General features: G+C 64.4%; 14 protein-coding genes. 11 read left to right on the forward strand and 3 right to left on the reverse strand.

Annotated features, from left to right (window positions below; genetic code table 11):
- Positions 1–16: 16 nt before the first annotated feature.
- Genes IB279_RS13245 through IB279_RS13260 form a run of 4 tightly spaced genes read left to right on the forward strand, consistent with a single transcriptional unit; the run spans position 17 to position 5,175 of the window.
- Positions 17–1,606 carry an ABC transporter substrate-binding protein gene (locus IB279_RS13245; RefSeq protein WP_029742614.1) on the forward strand — a complete coding sequence of 530 codons (1,590 nt, stop codon included), beginning with the start codon at positions 17–19 and terminating at the stop codon, positions 1,604–1,606.
- Positions 1,591–2,727: an ABC transporter permease gene (locus IB279_RS13250; RefSeq protein WP_029742613.1), complete on the forward strand. Its 1,137-nt coding sequence runs from the start codon at positions 1,591–1,593 to the stop codon at positions 2,725–2,727. The genes IB279_RS13245 and IB279_RS13250 overlap by 16 nt, the downstream gene beginning before the upstream one ends.
- A complete protein-coding gene (locus IB279_RS13255) occupies positions 2,724–3,551 on the forward strand; it encodes an ABC transporter permease (protein WP_029742612.1) in 828 nt (275 codons plus the stop codon). Before IB279_RS13250 ends, IB279_RS13255 begins: the two co-directional genes overlap by 4 nt.
- On the forward strand, positions 3,544–5,175 hold the full coding sequence (locus tag IB279_RS13260; RefSeq protein WP_029742611.1) for an ABC transporter ATP-binding protein: 1,632 nt from the start codon (positions 3,544–3,546) through the stop codon (positions 5,173–5,175). Before IB279_RS13255 ends, IB279_RS13260 begins: the two co-directional genes overlap by 8 nt.
- Before the next feature lie 56 nt (positions 5,176–5,231).
- Here the strand turns inward: IB279_RS13260 and IB279_RS13265 are convergent, their stop codons facing one another.
- A complete protein-coding gene (locus tag IB279_RS13265; RefSeq protein ID WP_192339241.1) occupies positions 5,232–5,528 on the reverse strand; it encodes a DUF1127 domain-containing protein in 297 nt (98 codons plus the stop codon).
- A 180-nt stretch (positions 5,529–5,708) separates the two neighbouring features.
- On the opposite strand from IB279_RS13265, the gene IB279_RS13270 reads away from it, so the two are divergent.
- Positions 5,709–7,160, forward strand: a complete 1,452-nt coding sequence (locus IB279_RS13270) for a LuxR C-terminal-related transcriptional regulator (protein ID WP_112771149.1) — start codon at positions 5,709–5,711, stop codon at positions 7,158–7,160.
- 9 nt (positions 7,161–7,169) lie between these two features.
- Here IB279_RS13270 and IB279_RS13275 read toward each other — a convergent pair whose 3' ends face one another.
- Both IB279_RS13275 and IB279_RS13280 read right to left on the reverse strand, forming a co-directional pair.
- Positions 7,170–7,511: a PAAR domain-containing protein gene (locus IB279_RS13275; RefSeq protein ID WP_112771150.1), complete on the reverse strand. Its 342-nt coding sequence runs from the start codon at positions 7,509–7,511 to the stop codon at positions 7,170–7,172.
- A 54-nt stretch (positions 7,512–7,565) separates the two neighbouring features.
- Positions 7,566–8,360, reverse strand: a complete 795-nt coding sequence (locus tag IB279_RS13280; protein ID WP_029742607.1) for a helix-turn-helix transcriptional regulator — start codon at positions 8,358–8,360, stop codon at positions 7,566–7,568.
- A 162-nt stretch (positions 8,361–8,522) separates the two neighbouring features.
- Here IB279_RS13280 and IB279_RS13285 point away from each other — a divergent pair, with 162 nt between their 5' ends.
- The 6 genes from IB279_RS13285 (at position 8,523) to IB279_RS13310 (ending at position 15,571) form a co-directional block, all read left to right on the forward strand.
- Positions 8,523–10,127 carry an ABC transporter substrate-binding protein gene (locus IB279_RS13285; RefSeq protein WP_112771151.1) on the forward strand — a complete coding sequence of 535 codons (1,605 nt, stop codon included), beginning with the start codon at positions 8,523–8,525 and terminating at the stop codon, positions 10,125–10,127.
- 74 nt (positions 10,128–10,201) lie between these two features.
- On the forward strand, positions 10,202–12,196 hold the full coding sequence (locus tag IB279_RS13290; protein ID WP_192339242.1) for a CocE/NonD family hydrolase: 1,995 nt from the start codon (positions 10,202–10,204) through the stop codon (positions 12,194–12,196).
- A 102-nt stretch (positions 12,197–12,298) separates the two neighbouring features.
- On the forward strand, positions 12,299–12,793 hold the full coding sequence (locus tag IB279_RS13295; protein ID WP_029742604.1) for an HPP family protein: 495 nt from the start codon (positions 12,299–12,301) through the stop codon (positions 12,791–12,793).
- Positions 12,790–13,353 (forward strand): TetR/AcrR family transcriptional regulator, encoded by a 564-nt coding sequence (locus tag IB279_RS13300; RefSeq protein WP_034792115.1) that lies wholly within the window; start codon positions 12,790–12,792, stop codon positions 13,351–13,353. Before IB279_RS13295 ends, IB279_RS13300 begins: the two co-directional genes overlap by 4 nt.
- Before the next feature lie 162 nt (positions 13,354–13,515).
- A complete protein-coding gene (locus IB279_RS13305) occupies positions 13,516–13,980 on the forward strand; it encodes an SRPBCC domain-containing protein (protein WP_034792113.1) in 465 nt (154 codons plus the stop codon).
- Positions 13,973–15,571, forward strand: a complete 1,599-nt coding sequence (locus tag IB279_RS13310; RefSeq protein WP_112771153.1) for an MFS transporter — start codon at positions 13,973–13,975, stop codon at positions 15,569–15,571. Before IB279_RS13305 ends, IB279_RS13310 begins: the two co-directional genes overlap by 8 nt.
- The last annotated feature ends 1 nt before the right edge of the window (position 15,572 follow it).

A 15,572-nucleotide genomic window follows, 5' to 3' on the forward strand; every position in this document is an offset into this window, starting at 1 on the left:
AAAAGGGAACAGGGGAATGAGCGATTACAAGGATTACCTCACACGACAGGTCATGCTCGGCAAGATGAACCGGCGCGAGTTTTTGGGCCGCGCGGCGGCAGCCGGCATTCTCGCCTCGACGGCCGGCACTTTGTTTGCCACCAGCGCTGCAGCGCAGGAGCCGAAGCGCGGCGGTCACCTGAAACTCGGTCTCGAAGGCGCTGCCGCCACCGACTCGAAGGACCCGGCCAAGGCGCTGTCGCAATTCATGTTCGTCGTCGGCCGCAACTGGGGCGACATGCTCGTCGAAAGCCACCCGACGACCGGCGCGCCGGTGCCGGCACTCGCCGAATCCTGGGAGCCCTCGACCGACGCGTCGACCTGGACCTTTACCATCCGCAAGGGCGTAAAATTCCACGACGGCAAGGAGCTGACGCTCGACGACGTCATCAAGACGCTGCAGCGCCACACCGACGAAAAGTCTGAATCCGGCGCGCTCGGCGTGATGAAGTCGATCAAGGAAATCAAGGCCGACGGCGACAAGCTGGTGCTCGTGCTGACCGAAGGCAATGCCGACCTGCCGCTGCTTCTGACCGACTATCACCTCATCATCCAGCCGGGCGGCGGCATCGACAAGCCGGACGCGATGATCGGCACCGGCCCCTTCAAGGTGACGAGCTTCGAAGCCGGCGTTCGTGCCACCTTCGAGAAGAATGCCGACGACTGGCGCACCGACCGCGGCTATGTGGACTCGGTCGAGCTGATCGCCATGAACGACGCCACGGCCCGCATCGCCGCGCTTTCCTCCGGCCAGGTGCACTACATCAACCGCGTCGATCCGAAGACGGTCAACCTTCTGAAGAAGGCGCCGACGGTCGAGATCCTGAACACGTCCGGCCGCGGCCATTACGTGTTCATCATGCATTGCAACACAGCACCCTTCGACAACAACGACCTGCGCATGGCGCTGAAATATTCGATGGACCGCGAGACCATGGTCCAGCGCATCCTCGGCGGTTACGGCAAGGTCGGCAACGACTTCCCGATCAACGACACCTACGCCCTCTTCCCCGAAGGCATCGAGCAGCGTGCCTATGATCCGGACAAGGCGGCCTTCCACTACAAGAAATCCGGCCACAGCGGTCCGGTACTGCTGCGCACCTCCGACGTCGCCTTCCCGGGTGCTGTCGATGCAGCGGTGCTCTACCAGGAAAGCGCCAAGAAGGCGGGCATCGAGATCGAGGTCAAGCGCGAGCCGGGCGACGGCTACTGGACCAACGTCTGGAACGTGCAGCCCTTCTCCACCTCCTACTGGGGCGGCCGTCCGACCCAGGACCAGATGTACTCCACCGCCTATCTTTCGACCGCCGACTGGAACGACACCCGCTTCAAGCGTCCGGATTTCGACAAGATCCTGCTCGAGGCCCGCTCGGAACTCGACGAGGCCAAGCGCAAGGACATGTACCGCACCATGGCCATGATGGTGCGTGACGAAGGCGGCCTGATCCTGCCGATGTTCAACGACTTCGTGAACGCCTCCACCAAGCAGGTGAAAGGCTACGTGCACGACATCGGCAACGACATGTCGAACGGCTATGTCGCAACCCGGGTATGGCTGGACGCATGATGATGGAAAGCGGACCGCTCACTGGTCCGGTTCCGACGGATGGAACCGCGGGTGCAACACACCCGCGGTCTGCCGAACTTTCCGGAGTACCAGCAAAACCCAACCCTGCCGCCAATCCCTCGAATGGTGAAATCGGCGGCACCTTCTGGCGGCGCTTCACCTTCCGCCGCCCGCTCGCGGCGCTGATCCTGCAGCGCCTCGGCTTGAGCGTCGGCCTTCTGTTCGCCGTATCGCTGATGATCTTCGGCGGCATCGAGGCGCTTCCCGGCGACTTCGCCACCACCTATCTCGGCCAGTCGGCAACGCCGCAGGCGGTCGAAAACATCCGCAAGGATCTCGGCCTCGACCGGCCCTGGACCGAACGCTACGTCTCCTGGCTCGGCGGCGCTGTCCAAGGCGATTTCGGCACCTCCTGGGCGAGCAAGAACTCGGTCGGCGAGCAGATTTCCAAGCGCCTCGGCAACTCGCTGTTCCTTGCCTTCTTCGCAGCCCTCGTCTCCGTACCGCTCGCCGTCGGCCTCGGCATGCTGGCGGTGCAGTTCCGCAACCGGCTGCCCGACAAGATCATCAACGTCGTCTCGCTCGCGGCGATCTCGCTGCCCGAGTTCTTCGTCGGCTATCTCCTGATCATGTTCTTCGCCGTCAAATACGGCGTCGCGACCTTCCCCGCGACCGTCTATGACAGCATGAGCTTCACCGAACGTCTCTCGGCGATCGCGCTTCCCGTCGCGACCCTCGTTCTCGTCGTTCTCGCCCACATGATGCGCATGACCCGCGCGGCGATCCTCAACGTCATGTCGTCGGCCTATGTCGAGACGGCGGAACTGAAGGGCCTCGGCATGTTCCGCATCATCGCGCGTCACGCCGCCCCCAATGCGGTGGCGCCGGTCATCAACGTCATTGCGCTCAACCTGGCCTATCTCGTGGTCGGCGTCGTCGTGGTCGAAGTGGTCTTCGTCTATCCGGGCATGGGCCAATATATGGTGGATGCGGTGACCGTGCGCGACATGCCGGTCGTTCAGGCCTGCGGTCTGATCTTTGCCGCCTTCTACATCTTCCTGAACATGGCGGCCGATATTCTCGCGATCATCGCCAACCCGAGACTGAGGCATCCGCGATGAACCTGAGATCCATCCCATTCAGCGCCTGGATCGGCATCGCTGGCATCGCGATTGCGATCTTCTGCGCCCTCTTTGCGCCTGTCATCGCCCCCTTCGGTGAACGCGACGTGGTCGGCGACGTCTGGCTTCCGGCCGGCGGCGACTTCCTGCTCGGCACCGACAATCTCGGCCGCGACCTGCTGTCGCGTCTGATCTATGGCGCCCGCACCACCATCTTCGTGGCATTTGCGGCAACCGTGCTTTCCTTCTCGCTCGGCATGATCCTGAGCTTCACCGCCGCTGTTGTCGGTGGTTTCACGGACCAGCTGTTTTCCCGCTTCAACGACCTGATGATGGCGATTCCGACGCTCATTTTCGCCCTCGTCGTTCTCGCCGTCCTGCCGCAGCATCTGTGGATCCTGATCCTGGTGATGGCGGTGCTCGACAGTACCCGCGTCTTCCGCATCGGCCGCGCCGTGGCGCTCGATGTCGCGGTCATGGAGTTCGTCGAGGCGGCAAGGCTGCGTGGAGAAGGTTCGCTCTGGATCATCTTCCGCGAGATCCTGCCGAACACACTGTCGCCGCTCTTGGCCGAATTCGGCCTGCGCTTCGCCTTCTCGATCCTGTTCCTCTCCACCCTCTCCTTCCTCGGCCTCGGCATCCAGCCGCCGGCAGCCGACTGGGGCGGCATGGTCAAGGACAACAAGGACGGCATCATCTTCGGCATTTCGGCAGCGCTCATCCCCGGTGCTGCGATCGCGACGCTCGCGATCTGCGTCAACCTCGTGGTCGACTGGCTGATGAAGAGAACCTCCAGCCTCAAGGGAGGACGCGGCGATGCCTGAGATGCTCTCCGTCAAGAACTTGAAGATCGAAGCGACCAGCTACCCGCCGGGCGAACCGCCGAAGGTCGTCACCCTCGTCGAGGGCGTCTCCTTCGACGTTCAGAAGGGCAAGGTGCTCGGCCTCATCGGCGAGTCCGGCGCCGGCAAGTCGACCATCGGCCTTTCGGCGCTCGCCTATGGCCGCGGCGGCGTGCGCATCACCGGCGGCCAGGTCCTGCTCGACGGCAAGGACATCCTGACGCTCGACAAGAACGGCATCCGCTCGATCCGCGGTGCCCGCGTCTGCTACGTCGCGCAATCGGCAGCAGCCGCCTTCAATCCGGCGCATCGGCTTGGCGACCAGGTGATCGAGGCGTCGCTCCGCCACGGCATCATGAGCCGCGAGGAGGCTAAGAAGCGGGCGCTCTATCTCTTCCGCGTGCTGGGCCTGCCCAATCCGGAAACCTTTGGCGAGCGTTATCCGCACCAGGTCTCCGGCGGCCAGTTGCAGCGCGCGATGACCGCCATGGCGCTCTGCCCCAACCCGGAACTGATCGTCTTCGACGAGCCGACGACCGCGCTCGACGTCACCACCCAGATCGACGTGCTCGCCGCGATCAAGCATGCGATCGAGGAGACGCACACGGCAGCCCTCTACATCACCCACGACCTCGCCGTCGTCGCCCAGATCTCCGACGACATCATGGTGCTGCGCCATGGCAAGACGGTGGAATACGGCTCGACGAAGCAGATCATCGAAGAGCCGCGCGAGGATTACACCCGGGCACTCGTCAGCGTCCGCCAGACGAAACGCGAGGAAGCCGCCGACCAGACCGGGACGCAGTTGAAGATCGAGCATATCAGCGCCGGCTATGCCAACGGCTTCAAGGTGCTGCATGATGTCTCGATGCATCTGCCGAAAGGCCAGACACTGGCGATCGTCGGCGAAAGCGGCTCGGGCAAGTCCACCCTTGCCCGCGTCATCACCGGGCTTTTGCCGCCGACCGAGGGGCGCATCACCTTCGAGGGCAAGGAGCTGCCGCGGGCGCTGAAAGGCCGCAGCAACGACGAGCTCCGCCGCATCCAGATGATCTACCAGATGGCCGATACGGCGATGAACCCGCGCCAGACGGTGCGAGACATCGTCGGTCGACCGCTCTCCTTCTACTTCGGCATGCACGGCCAGAAGAAGACGGAGCGGGTCAAGGAACTGCTCGACCAGATCGAAATGGGAACGCGTTTCCTCGATCGTTATCCGGCCGAACTTTCGGGCGGCCAGAAGCAGCGCGTGGCGATCGCAAGGGCGCTCGCCGCCAAACCGGAGCTGATCCTCTGCGACGAGCCCACCTCGGCACTCGATCCGCTTGTGGCCGAAGGCATCCTGAATCTGCTTCTTAAGCTTCAGGAGGAAACCGCTGTTTCCTATGTCTTTATCACCCACGACATCGCCATCGTGCGGGCGATCGCCGACAGCGTCGCGGTCATGCATCGCGGCCGCCTCGTGCGCTTCGGGCCGAAGTCGAAGGTGCTGTCGCCACCCTTCGACGACTACACGGACCTGCTGTTGAAGTCGGTTCCGGAGATGGAAATCGGCTGGCTGGAGCGGGTGCTGAAGACACGCCGCATGGAAAGCGCCGGCAACTGAAAAACGAGACGGCGGCACGATCGCGTGCCGCCGTCTCATGCCTTCGTCAGGCAAGCTCAGCGTTGCCAGAAGGCCTTGCTCGTCTCTGCGCGAACCTCAGCCCTCGTCATCCCGATATCCTTGAGCCGCTCCGGATATTGATCCGCCATGAGCTGAAGTTGCTCGCGGACGCGAACGCGGTCCTCCCAGACGACAAGGATCCGGAAGGGATCGTGGCGGCCGAGGCTGTCGGCCAGATGCTTGGCCGGCTGGTTGAGATCAAGCCGAACGGCGTGATAGAAATCGGACACTCCCGAAAGCAGGCTGCTCATCGCCGTTCCCACCTCTTCCTGCCCCTCAGGGCGTTGAAACACTGTCGGAACTCTAGGCCCGTGGAACGCGTCCCACATCGCGCAGCTGCTGTGTTTTCCTCTCCTGCATTTGTAGTATTTTGCCTGCAGCACCGCGCGCCCCGTTGGACGCGCAAGAGGCACTGTGGCACCTTGCCGTATGTCGCCATTGAAAACGGCCCGGTCAGATGGCAGGAAGCAGCCATGAACCGTATCCCGACACCACAGGTCGCCACCGAAGCCTTGTCAGACCGCGAGCGCGCCGTGGCCGAGCGCTTTGCCGCCGGCCTGACCTATCGCGAAATCGGCGAGGCGCTGTTTATCGCGCCGTCGACGGTGCGCACGCATCTGGCGACGATCTACGGCAAGCTCGGCGTTCGCAACAAGATCGAGCTTGCCGCCTCGGTCGCGCAGATGGTGGCCGGCAGGACGGCGACCGAGGCGGTCGCGCCGTTGCGCGACGCCGAGCCCGCCTCGCCGACGCTCGCCGTCTTTCCCATTGAAAGCCTCAATCCGGAGGAGCGCTGGCGCCGTTTCGCCGACGGGCTGTCGTCCGACATCTGCGTCGATCTCGCGCGCTTCGCCGATCTGCCCGTGATCGCCTTCCACACAATGAAGCTGCTCGGCAACCGGCCGGAAAGCTTCGAAGACCACGTCCAGGCGGTCGGCGCCACCTATGCCATCACCGGGCAGCTGCGCGCGGACGACCGGCGGGTCCGCCTGACGATCCAGCTTTCCGATACCCGCACCGGCATGACGCTCTGGAGCGAGCGCTACGAGCGCACCATGGAAGACGTGCTGACGCTGCAGGACAGCCTCACCGAAAGCGTCATCAACGTGCTCGCCGGCTGCTTCGGCACGCTGGCCGCCATCGGCCGCAAGGCGAGCCGGCAAAAGCCGCCGGGCAGCCTGCAAGCCTATGACTACTTCCTGCTGGGCGTCGAACAGCACAATCGCTTCAGCCCGGATGGCAACGCCGCCGCCATGCAATTGCTGACGCGCTCGATCGAGCTCGATCCGGGGCGGGCGCGCGCCTGGACCGAACTTGCCTATGCCCATTCCATCCAGGCGGCGAACGGCTTCGGCGACGACCTCGAAAGCGCAAGAAAGAACTGGCGCAGCGCCGCCGAGGAGGCGCTGCGGCTCGATCCGACGGATCCGGCCGGCCATACCTGTATCGGCGATTTCAAAGCCTGCATCGGTGATCTGGCGGGTGCCGCCGAGGCCCATGCCCGGGCGCTCGAATATGGCAGAAACAACGCCGATACGCTGGCGCTGCTCGCGGGAGCCAAGGCCCTGATCGTCGGCGATCCCGCCGACGGGATTCCCTTCATCGAGCGCGCCCTCTCGCTCAACCCGCTCGGCCCGCCCTGGTACCACGGCATGTTCGCGCGCGTTCTCTTCGTCGTCGGGCGCTATCGCGCGTGCTTGTCCGCGCTTGAAAAGAGTTCGCAGGAATCGCCGAACACACTGATGTTCCAGGCGATGGCACACGCGTACCTTGGCGAGATGGAGGAAGCGGCAGAGGTCGTATCGCGGCTGCAAGCCCAGTTCCCGTCGTTCACGGTCGAGGGCTTCATTGCCGGCTATCCCATCTCCAATCCGCCGGCGCTTTCGGCCGTTCGGGAGGGTGCCCGGTTGGCCAGGCTCGTCTGACGATAGCTGTCACTTCTGCCGGCAATCGACGTCGCCCACCCTCTGCGCCGCCTCGCCTTCGAAGGTCACCGTCGCCTCGCCCTTGGCCGAGCAGTCGCCCTTTTCGCCGCTGCCGGCGCGGAAGTGCACCACCGGCTGGCCTTCGACCATGATGCTCGGCACCACCTCGTAGAGTTCCGGCGGGCAATTGGTGACATCGGAAAGCCTGAGCGCCGGCTGCCCGCCGATCATCACGCTGGACGCCCCCGAAAGCGCACAGGACGGGATCGGCGCCCGTGCCTCCTCGGCCTTTGCCGGTGACATCGGCAATGCGAAGCAAAGGCAGGCGATAGCGGCCAAAGCAGATTTCATGATCCCCTCCTCGATCGGTGCGTTCGGCGAAACCTACCACATGGCGACGCCGCCTCAATATTCGGTCGGCACGGTCAAGAGCTCGGCATCGGGCGTATCGAGGAAGGCTCGCACCGTCTGCGGCAGGTGCCGCGAGCCGAAGGACAGCACGCCGCAACGTGAGAGCATCTGCCGCAGATCCGGCTGCGCCCCGAGCGAGCGCCAGATCATCCGGGACGCGTAAGGCAGGTTTTCCTTGCGCCAGGAGACCCCCATGGTGGTGCCGCGCAGATAGACCCGCTGATGCACTTCGAACGGCAGAAGGATGGTCTGCGCCAGCATCGGCTCGCGCCCGATGCTGCGCTCGGCGATGAAGATGCGGTTTCGCCAGAGAGTGACGAGGCCGACATATTTTGAGAACTGCTGGATCTCGTTTGCGGGATCGCGGATGCGCTCGATCGATTTCACCCGGATCGAGCCTGCCTCCTCGTAGATCCGGGCGCAGGAGCAGACGACCAGCCCCGGCCAGGAGAGCGACACGTGATAGGTCTGGTAATAGCCGACATGGCGCCGGAGGCCCGCGATGTCGCCCGGGAAACCCTCAAGCAGCAGGCCGGCATCCGAGCGGTCCCGATCGGGGCGCGTCATGCGCGCCTCGAACTGTTTGGCCGGCAACGCGAAGTCTTCGGCCGAAAGCCCGAAGAATCGGGCAATGCGCGCCACATTGTGCGCCGATGGCCGCGCCTCGCCACCGATGTAGCGGTTGAACTGCTGGCGGTTAATGCCGATTTCGCGGCAGATCTGCGAGATCGACCGTCGCGTCGCACAGGCAAACTTGAGATTGGCGGCGAAGATGTCGATGTCCTGCACGATGCTTTTCGAACCCCATTCAACGCGCTTCCAATCCCTGTCGAACAGGAAGCATTCAGGTAGCGTAAAAGAGCGTAAAGAAGCGTCAAGTCGCGAAATTGTGTGCCGGTCGGCAAACGCTAGGTTTTCCCTAACAAGCATCACTCCAAAGGGAACCCTAGAATGACCGAATTCACGAAGCGTCCTGACGGCCTCCTTATCCCCGCGAGCCTTGCCTCGACCGGCCTCAGCCGGCGCGGCTTCCTGGCCGGCACGGCAGCATTGGGCCTTGCGGCCGGTTTCGGCGGCACGCTCGCCGCCACGGACGCAAGGGCTCAGGAGCCGAAGCGTGGCGGCCATCTGAAGCTCGGTCTCAAGGGCGGCGCCACGACGGACTCGCTCGACCCGGCCGCCTATAGCGGTTCCGTTTCCTTCGTCATCGGTCACCTCTGGGGTGATACGCTGGTCGAATCCGACCCGAAGACCGGCGCGCCCCTGCCGGCGCTTGCCGAATCTTGGGAGCCCTCGGCCGATGCGTCCGAGTGGACCTTCAAGATCCGCGGCGACGTGAGCTTCCACGACGGCAGCAAGCTGACCGTTGCCGACGTCGTCGCCACGCTGAAGCGCCATGCGGACGAAGGCTCGAAGTCCGGCGCGCTCGGGCTGATGCGCTCGATCAAGACGATCGAGGAGAAGGCAGGCAGCCTGGTGCTGACGCTCACTGAAGGCAATGCCGACCTGCCGCTGCTTCTGACCGACTATCACCTGATCATCCAGCCGAAGGGCGGCGTCGACAATCCGGCCTCGCCTGTTGGTACCGGCCCCTACAAGCTTGCAAGCTACGAGGCAGGCCTGCGCGCCACCTTCGAGAAGAACGCCGATGACTGGCGCTCGGACCGCGGCTTCGTCGACAGTGTCGAGATCATCGTGATGAACGACACGACGGCGCGCATCGCAGCACTTTCTTCCGGCCAGGTCCACTTCATCAACAACATCGACCCGAAGACCGTGCCGCTGCTGAAGCGCGCCCCGCGCGTCGAGATCCTCAGGACCTCCGGCAAGGGCTTCTACAGCTTCCTGATGCATTGCGACACCGCGCCCTTCGATAACAACGATCTGAGGCTGGCGCTGAAATATGCGGTCGATCGACAGGCGATCCTCGACCGGGTGCTCGGCGGCTTCGGCACGCTCGGCAACGACTATCCCGTCAACGGCAACTATGCGCTGGCACCCGAAGACATCGAGCAGCGCGCCTATGACCCGGACAAGGCGGCCTTCCACTTCAAGAAGTCCGGCCATGACCGGCCGATCCTGCTGCGCACCTCCGACGCCGCCTTCCCGGGTGCTGCCGACGCCGCGGTGCTCTTCCAGGAAAGCGCCAAGAAGGCGGGCATCGAGATCGAAGTGCGCCGCGAGCCGGAAGACGGCTACTGGACCAATGTCTGGAACGTGCAGCCCTTCTGCGCTTCCTATTGGGGCGGCCGGCCGACGCAGGATTCGCGCTACTCGACCTCCTATCTCTCGACCGCCGAATGGAACGACACCCGCTTCAAGCGCGAGGATTTCGACAAGCTCCTGCTGCAGGCCCGCTCCGAGCTCGACGAGGCCAAGCGCAAGGAAATGTACCACACCATGGCGATGACGGTGCGCGACGAAGGCGGCCTGATCCTGCCCGTCTTCAACGATTACGTGAACGCCGCCTCGGCTTCGCTCAAGGGCTTCGTCGACGACATCGGCAACGATCTCTCGAACGGCTACGTCGGCAGCCGCGTCTGGTTCGACAGCTAAGCCATTGCGACGAAAGCCGGACGCGGGCTCGCGTCCGGCATTTCCCGAGAAAACAAAGAGATCGTTAGAACCACATGTCAGAGCGCGAATTCACAGTCATCGAAAACGAATGGATCCGGCTGAAGGACGGCACCGAGCTTGCCGCCCGCATCTGGATGCCGGCCGGCACGGAGGCCGATCCGGTTCCGGCCGTGCTCGAATACCTGCCCTACCGCAAGCAGGGCGGCACGAGCCTGCGTGACGAATCCACCTATCCTGTCTTTGCCGCCGCCGGCATTGCCGGCGTGCGCGTCGACATCAGAGGCTCCGGCGAAAGCGAAGGCGTGATCGACGGCGAATATACGCCGCGAGAGCTTTCCGACGGTTGCGAGATCGTCGAATGGATCGCCGCCCAGCCCTGGTCAAACGGCAAGGTCGGCATGATGGGCATCTCCTGGGGCGGCTTCAACTGCCTGCAGGTCGCGGCCTTGAAGCCGCCGGCGCTGAAAGCCGTCATCTCCATCGCCTCGACCGTCGACCGCTACAACGACGACATCCACTACAAGAACGGCTGCCACCTCTCCGCCCAGCTGTCCTGGGCGGCGACCATGCTCGGCTACCAGTCGCGCTCGCCGGATCCCGCCATCGTCGGCGACCGTTGGAAGCAGATGTGGATGGAGCGGCTGGAGAAAGAGCCCTTCTTCATGGAGGAATGGCTGGAGCACCAGCGTCGCGACGAATTCTGGCAGCACGGATCGATCTGCGAAGATTTCGACAGGGTTGGGATCCCCGCGCTGGTCATCGCCGGCTGGGCCGACGGCTACCGCAACACGCCCTTGAAGGCGGTCGAAGGCCTTGGGGACAAGGCCAAGGCGCTGATCGGCCCCTGGGTGCACAAGTACCCGCATTTCGCCTTTCCGAAGCCGCGCGCCGATTTCCACGGCGAGGCGATCCGCTGGTGGAACCGCTGGCTGCGCGACGAGGAAAACGGCGCCGAGAACGGGCCACAGGTGCGCGCCTATATTCTCGACGGGCCCCGCCCGTCGCTCCGGCGTGACAGCGATCCCGGCCGCTGGGTGGCGAAGGACGCCTGGGCAACGCCGGAAATGCATCTCTTCGGCATCTCCCATGACGGCCGACTGACGCCGTCGGCCGGCGGCACCGGCATCGGCGAGGTCTACCTGAAATCGCCGCTCGATACCGGCACGGCATCCGGCGAGTATTTCACGCTGAAGCCCGATGCCGAAATGGCCGGCGACCAGCGCATCGACGATGCCGGCTCGCTCACCTTCGAGACGGCACCGCTACTGGAAGCCGCCGACTATCTCGGCCAGCCAACGCTGACGGTCGACGTCACCTGCCAGGAGCCTACCGCCAATCTCGCCGTGCGCCTCGTCGACGTGCATCCTGACGGTACCGCCACCCGCGTCGCCTTCGGCGTGCTCAACCTTTCGCATCGCGACGGCAACGCCCAGCCGCGCGCCATGGAGCCCGGGCGCAAGACGCGCATCACGCTTACGCTCGATGCCTGCGGCTACCGCTTCCGCGCGGGCAATCGCATCCGGGTGTCGCTCTCGACCTCCTATTGGCCGCTGATCCTTCCCACCCCGACCGATCCGGGCCTTTCGATCGACACAGCAAGCCTCTCGCTCGCCCTTCCCCTGCTCGGCGCCCACAGGGAGATCGCCGTGCCCGAGCCGGAGAACCCCGACCCGCTGCCAAAGTATCGCGAGCTGACGCGCGGTATTTCGAGCCGCACCGTCGAGCGCGACATGACCCACGGCATGACCCATTACCGTATCTACGAGGACACCGGGCTTTCAGAACATCCGGATACGGGCCTTGCCACCCAGGATATCCGCGACGAGACCTGGTCGATCGCACCGGACGACCCCTCGTCGATGATCGGAACCTCGACCTGGACCTGTGTTGCCAAGCGCGAGGGCTGGTCTGTGCGTACCGTCTCGACCTCGACGCTCCACTGCACGAAAAGCGAGTGGATCACCGAGGCGGAGGTCGTCGCCTATGAGGGCGAGACACGGATTTTCGGGAAGCATTTCAAGAAGCGCATCCCCCGCGACTTCATGTGAAGGGCACGGGCGGCCGGTTCCAACGCGCTGCCCCGCCCCCGCATTGACATCTCACACAAGTCATTGTACCAATCGGTAAAGAGTTTACTGATTGGTACAACCATGCGCCATTTCTTCTCGCGTCATCAGCCTCCCGTTCATATCAACCGCGGCTTGATTGCCGGCATCGGCGGCCTCGTCGCCATCGCCGCCGTCGGCGCCCTCACAGGCCTTGTCGGCCACCCCATGTTGATGGCGCCCTTCGGCGCCAGCTGCGTGCTGATCTTTTCCGTCACGGCGAGCCCGCTGTCGCAGCCGGCCAACGTCGTCGGCGGCCACTTCGTTGCCACCCTCGTCGGCCTGATCCTCCGAACCGTCTTTCCGAATGAATGGTGGGCGGTCGCCATCGCCGTCGGCGCGGCGATCGCGCTGATGGCGGCATTGCGCATCACCCATCCGCCGGCAGGCGCCAACCCGCTCGTCGTCTTCGCCGCCGATCCCGGCTTCGAATTCCTGCTCTTCCCGGTGCTGACCGGCTCGCTTATTCTCGTCGCCGTTGGCGCGCTGTTCCACCGTTTCGCCAAGGTCGAGTATCCGCTGGTGAGGAAGCCCGCATGAGCCGCGTCGTCGCTGAGCGAAAGGACGTGATCGCCATGCTTGCGGAAATCTTCCGCGAGCACGGTTATGACGGCACCAGCCTCAGCCTGATCACCGAGAAGACCGGGCTTGGCAAAGGCAGCCTCTACCACTTCTTCCCCGGCGGGAAGGAGGAGATGGCAGAGGCCGTGCTTGGCGATATCGCCGCCTGGTTCCGCACGCACATCTTCGAGCCACTACGCAATGCGGAAGACCCGGCCGCAGCGCTGGACGCGATGTTTGCCGCCGTCGACGGCTACTTCCGCCAGGGCAGACGCCTCTGCCTGATGGGGGTAATCGCCACGAGCGGCGCACACGACCGCTTCGCCCGCGAACTCAACCGCTATTTCTCCGATTGGCGTGCCGATCTATCCGCAACGCTTGAACGCGCCGGCACACCGGCCGCCGAGTGCGACGGCGTTGCCGAGGAAATCGTCGGCGGCATCCAGGGCGCGCTGATCCTTGCCCGAAGCCTCGAGGACCCCGGCGCCTTCGTCCGGGTGCTGGCCCGCCTCAAGGCGCGCCTGCCCGTATCATCGTAAAAGCAAGCGACCACCCTTCCTCCCCGGCCCAAATTGACAAAAATCAGATCGCGGCTTGAGCCTGCCTTGACAATCGCCTTTTCGCACGGATATTAACCGCTAAGTTAAATAACTCTACGGTTAAAGACTGGGCGTATTGGGGCGCCCAGAGGAGGAGGATTCATGACAGCGGCGACCGCAAACGCAGCACGCAAGGATATCAGCCTGGAAATCGTGCGCGACTTCGAGGCGCCGATAAACCTCGTCTTCAAGGTCTGGTCGACGCCGGAGCACCTGTTGCGCTGGTGGGGACCGCAGGACTTCACGCCGCATTCGGTCAACATGGACTTCCGTCCGGGCGGGGCCTGGCGCGCCTGCATCCGCTCGCCCGAAGGCCAGGACTATTGGATGAGCGGCATCTTTCGCGAAGTGCGCGAGCCCGAGAAGCTGGTCTTCACCTTCGCCTGGGACGAAGACGGCGAGCCCGGCAGCGACACGCTGATCACCGTTTCCTTCGCCGATATCGGCGGCAAGACGCGGCTCACCTTCCAGCAAACACCATTCGAGACCGTCGAAGAGCGCGACTCGCACCAGGATGGCTGGGGCGAGTGCCTCGAGCGGCTCAGGGATTACGTCGACCATGTCTGAGATTTCGAACCTTGAAACCGAAAACGCGCCCGGTCCGAAGGCGACCCGGCGCGAATGGATCGGGCTCGCCGTGCTGGCGCTGCCCTGCATGCTCTATTCCATGGACCTGACGGTGCTGAACCTCGCGGTCCCGCAGCTTGCCGAACAGCTCAAGCCCTCGGCCGCCCAGCTTCTCTGGATCATCGATATCTACGGCTTCATGGTCGCAGGCTCGCTGATCACCATGGGCACGCTCGGCGACCGCATCGGCCGCCGGCGCCTGCTGATGATCGGCTCGGTCGCCTTTGGCCTGGCGTCGATCTTCGCCGCCTTTGCCTGGAATGCCGAGACGCTGATCATCGCGCGCGCGGTGCTTGGTGTCGCGGCAGCAACGCTTGCGCCCTCCACCCTCTCGCTCATCCGCAACATGTTCCTCGACGACCGCCAGCGCACGTTTGCGATCGGGGTGTGGATCGCCAGCTTCTCGGCCGGCGGCGCCATCGGCCCCGTGGTCGGCGGGCTGATGCTGTCGCAGTTCTGGTGGGGCTCGGTCTTCCTGCTCGCCGTGCCGGTCATGGTGCTGATCCTCATCCTCGGGCCGATCCTCCTGCCGGAATTCCGCGATCCCGAGGCCGGCCGGATCGATCTCGTCAGCGCCGCCCAGTCGCTCGTCTCCGTGCTTTCGGTGATCTACGGCATGAAGCACATCGCCGAGGCCGGGTTCGATACGATCGCAGTCTTCTTCATCCTGCTCGGCATCGTCGTCGCGATCCTGTTTGCGCGGCGCCAGCTTCGTCTCGCCGATCCGCTGATCGATCTGGCGCTGTTCAGGACGCCGGCCTTCAGCGCCGCTCTTGGCGTCAATATCCTCGGTCTCTTCGTCGGCTTCGGCGCCTTCCTGTTCGTGGCGCAGTACCTGCAGCTGGTGCTCGGGCTCACGCCCTTCGTCGCCGGTCTCTGGTCGGTGCCGACGGGTGTGGCGATGATCGTCGCCTCGATGACCGTGCCTATGCTTGCCACCCGTTTTGCCGCCTCCAACCTGATTGCAGCGGGCTTCGTGCTGACGGCGATCGGCTTTGCCATCTGCACCCAGGTCGGCACCACAAGCAGCCCGCTTCTCGTCACCACAGGCCTCGTTGTGCTCTGCCTCGGTTTTGCCCCGGTCGGCACGCTGACGACGGATATGATCGTTGGCTCTGCCCCGCCGGAGCGCGCCGGTGCCGCCTCGGCGATCTCGGAGACCAGCTTCGAGTTTGGCGGCGCGCTCGGCATTGCCGTGCTCGGCAGCCTGCTGACCTCGGCCTATCGCGGCCGCATGGACCAGCTGGTGGTCACCGGCCTGCCGGAGGAAACCGTTGCCGCCGCCCGGCAGACGCTCGGCGGAGCGGTCGCGGTGGCTGCCGACCTGCCACCTGCAGAAGCCGAGCGGCTGCTGACGGCGGCGCGCGACGTCTTCACTCAGTCCTTCGCCTTCACTGCCTCGATCTGCGTGCTGCTATCGCTCGGCACCGCACTCATCGCCTTCCTGCTCCTGCGCAAGGCCAGCGATGACGGTGACGGCAAGGCGCAGGTGGCCGCCGATCAGCCGGCGCATTCGGGCAACGCCGGTTAAC

It is taken from the genome of Ensifer sp. ENS06 (assembly GCF_014852205.1).
In the GTDB taxonomy this organism is placed as follows: Bacteria; Pseudomonadota; Alphaproteobacteria; order Rhizobiales; family Rhizobiaceae; genus Ensifer; species Ensifer adhaerens.

Bases quoted from the DNA above. Each gene is read 5' to 3' on its own strand.
- IB279_RS13305 (WP_034792113.1), top strand. From the start codon at position 13,516: ATGACAGCGGCGACCGCAAACGCAGCACGCAAGGATATCAGCCTGGAA.
- IB279_RS13245 (WP_029742614.1), top strand. From the start codon at position 17: ATGAGCGATTACAAGGATTACCTCACACGACAGGTCATGCTCGGCAAG.
- IB279_RS13300 (WP_034792115.1), top strand. From the start codon at position 12,790: ATGAGCCGCGTCGTCGCTGAGCGAAAGGACGTGATCGCCATGCTTGCG.
- IB279_RS13270 (WP_112771149.1), top strand. From the start codon at position 5,709: ATGAACCGTATCCCGACACCACAGGTCGCCACCGAAGCCTTGTCAGAC.
- IB279_RS13275 (WP_112771150.1), bottom strand. From the start codon at position 7,511: ATGAAATCTGCTTTGGCCGCTATCGCCTGCCTTTGCTTCGCATTGCCG.
- IB279_RS13290 (WP_192339242.1), top strand. From the start codon at position 10,202: ATGTCAGAGCGCGAATTCACAGTCATCGAAAACGAATGGATCCGGCTG.
- IB279_RS13295 (WP_029742604.1), top strand. From the start codon at position 12,299: ATGCGCCATTTCTTCTCGCGTCATCAGCCTCCCGTTCATATCAACCGC.
- IB279_RS13285 (WP_112771151.1), top strand. From the start codon at position 8,523: ATGACCGAATTCACGAAGCGTCCTGACGGCCTCCTTATCCCCGCGAGC.
- IB279_RS13255 (WP_029742612.1), top strand. From the start codon at position 2,724: ATGAACCTGAGATCCATCCCATTCAGCGCCTGGATCGGCATCGCTGGC.
- IB279_RS13260 (WP_029742611.1), top strand. From the start codon at position 3,544: ATGCCTGAGATGCTCTCCGTCAAGAACTTGAAGATCGAAGCGACCAGC.
- IB279_RS13250 (WP_029742613.1), top strand. From the start codon at position 1,591: ATGGCTGGACGCATGATGATGGAAAGCGGACCGCTCACTGGTCCGGTT.
- IB279_RS13310 (WP_112771153.1), top strand. From the start codon at position 13,973: ATGTCTGAGATTTCGAACCTTGAAACCGAAAACGCGCCCGGTCCGAAG.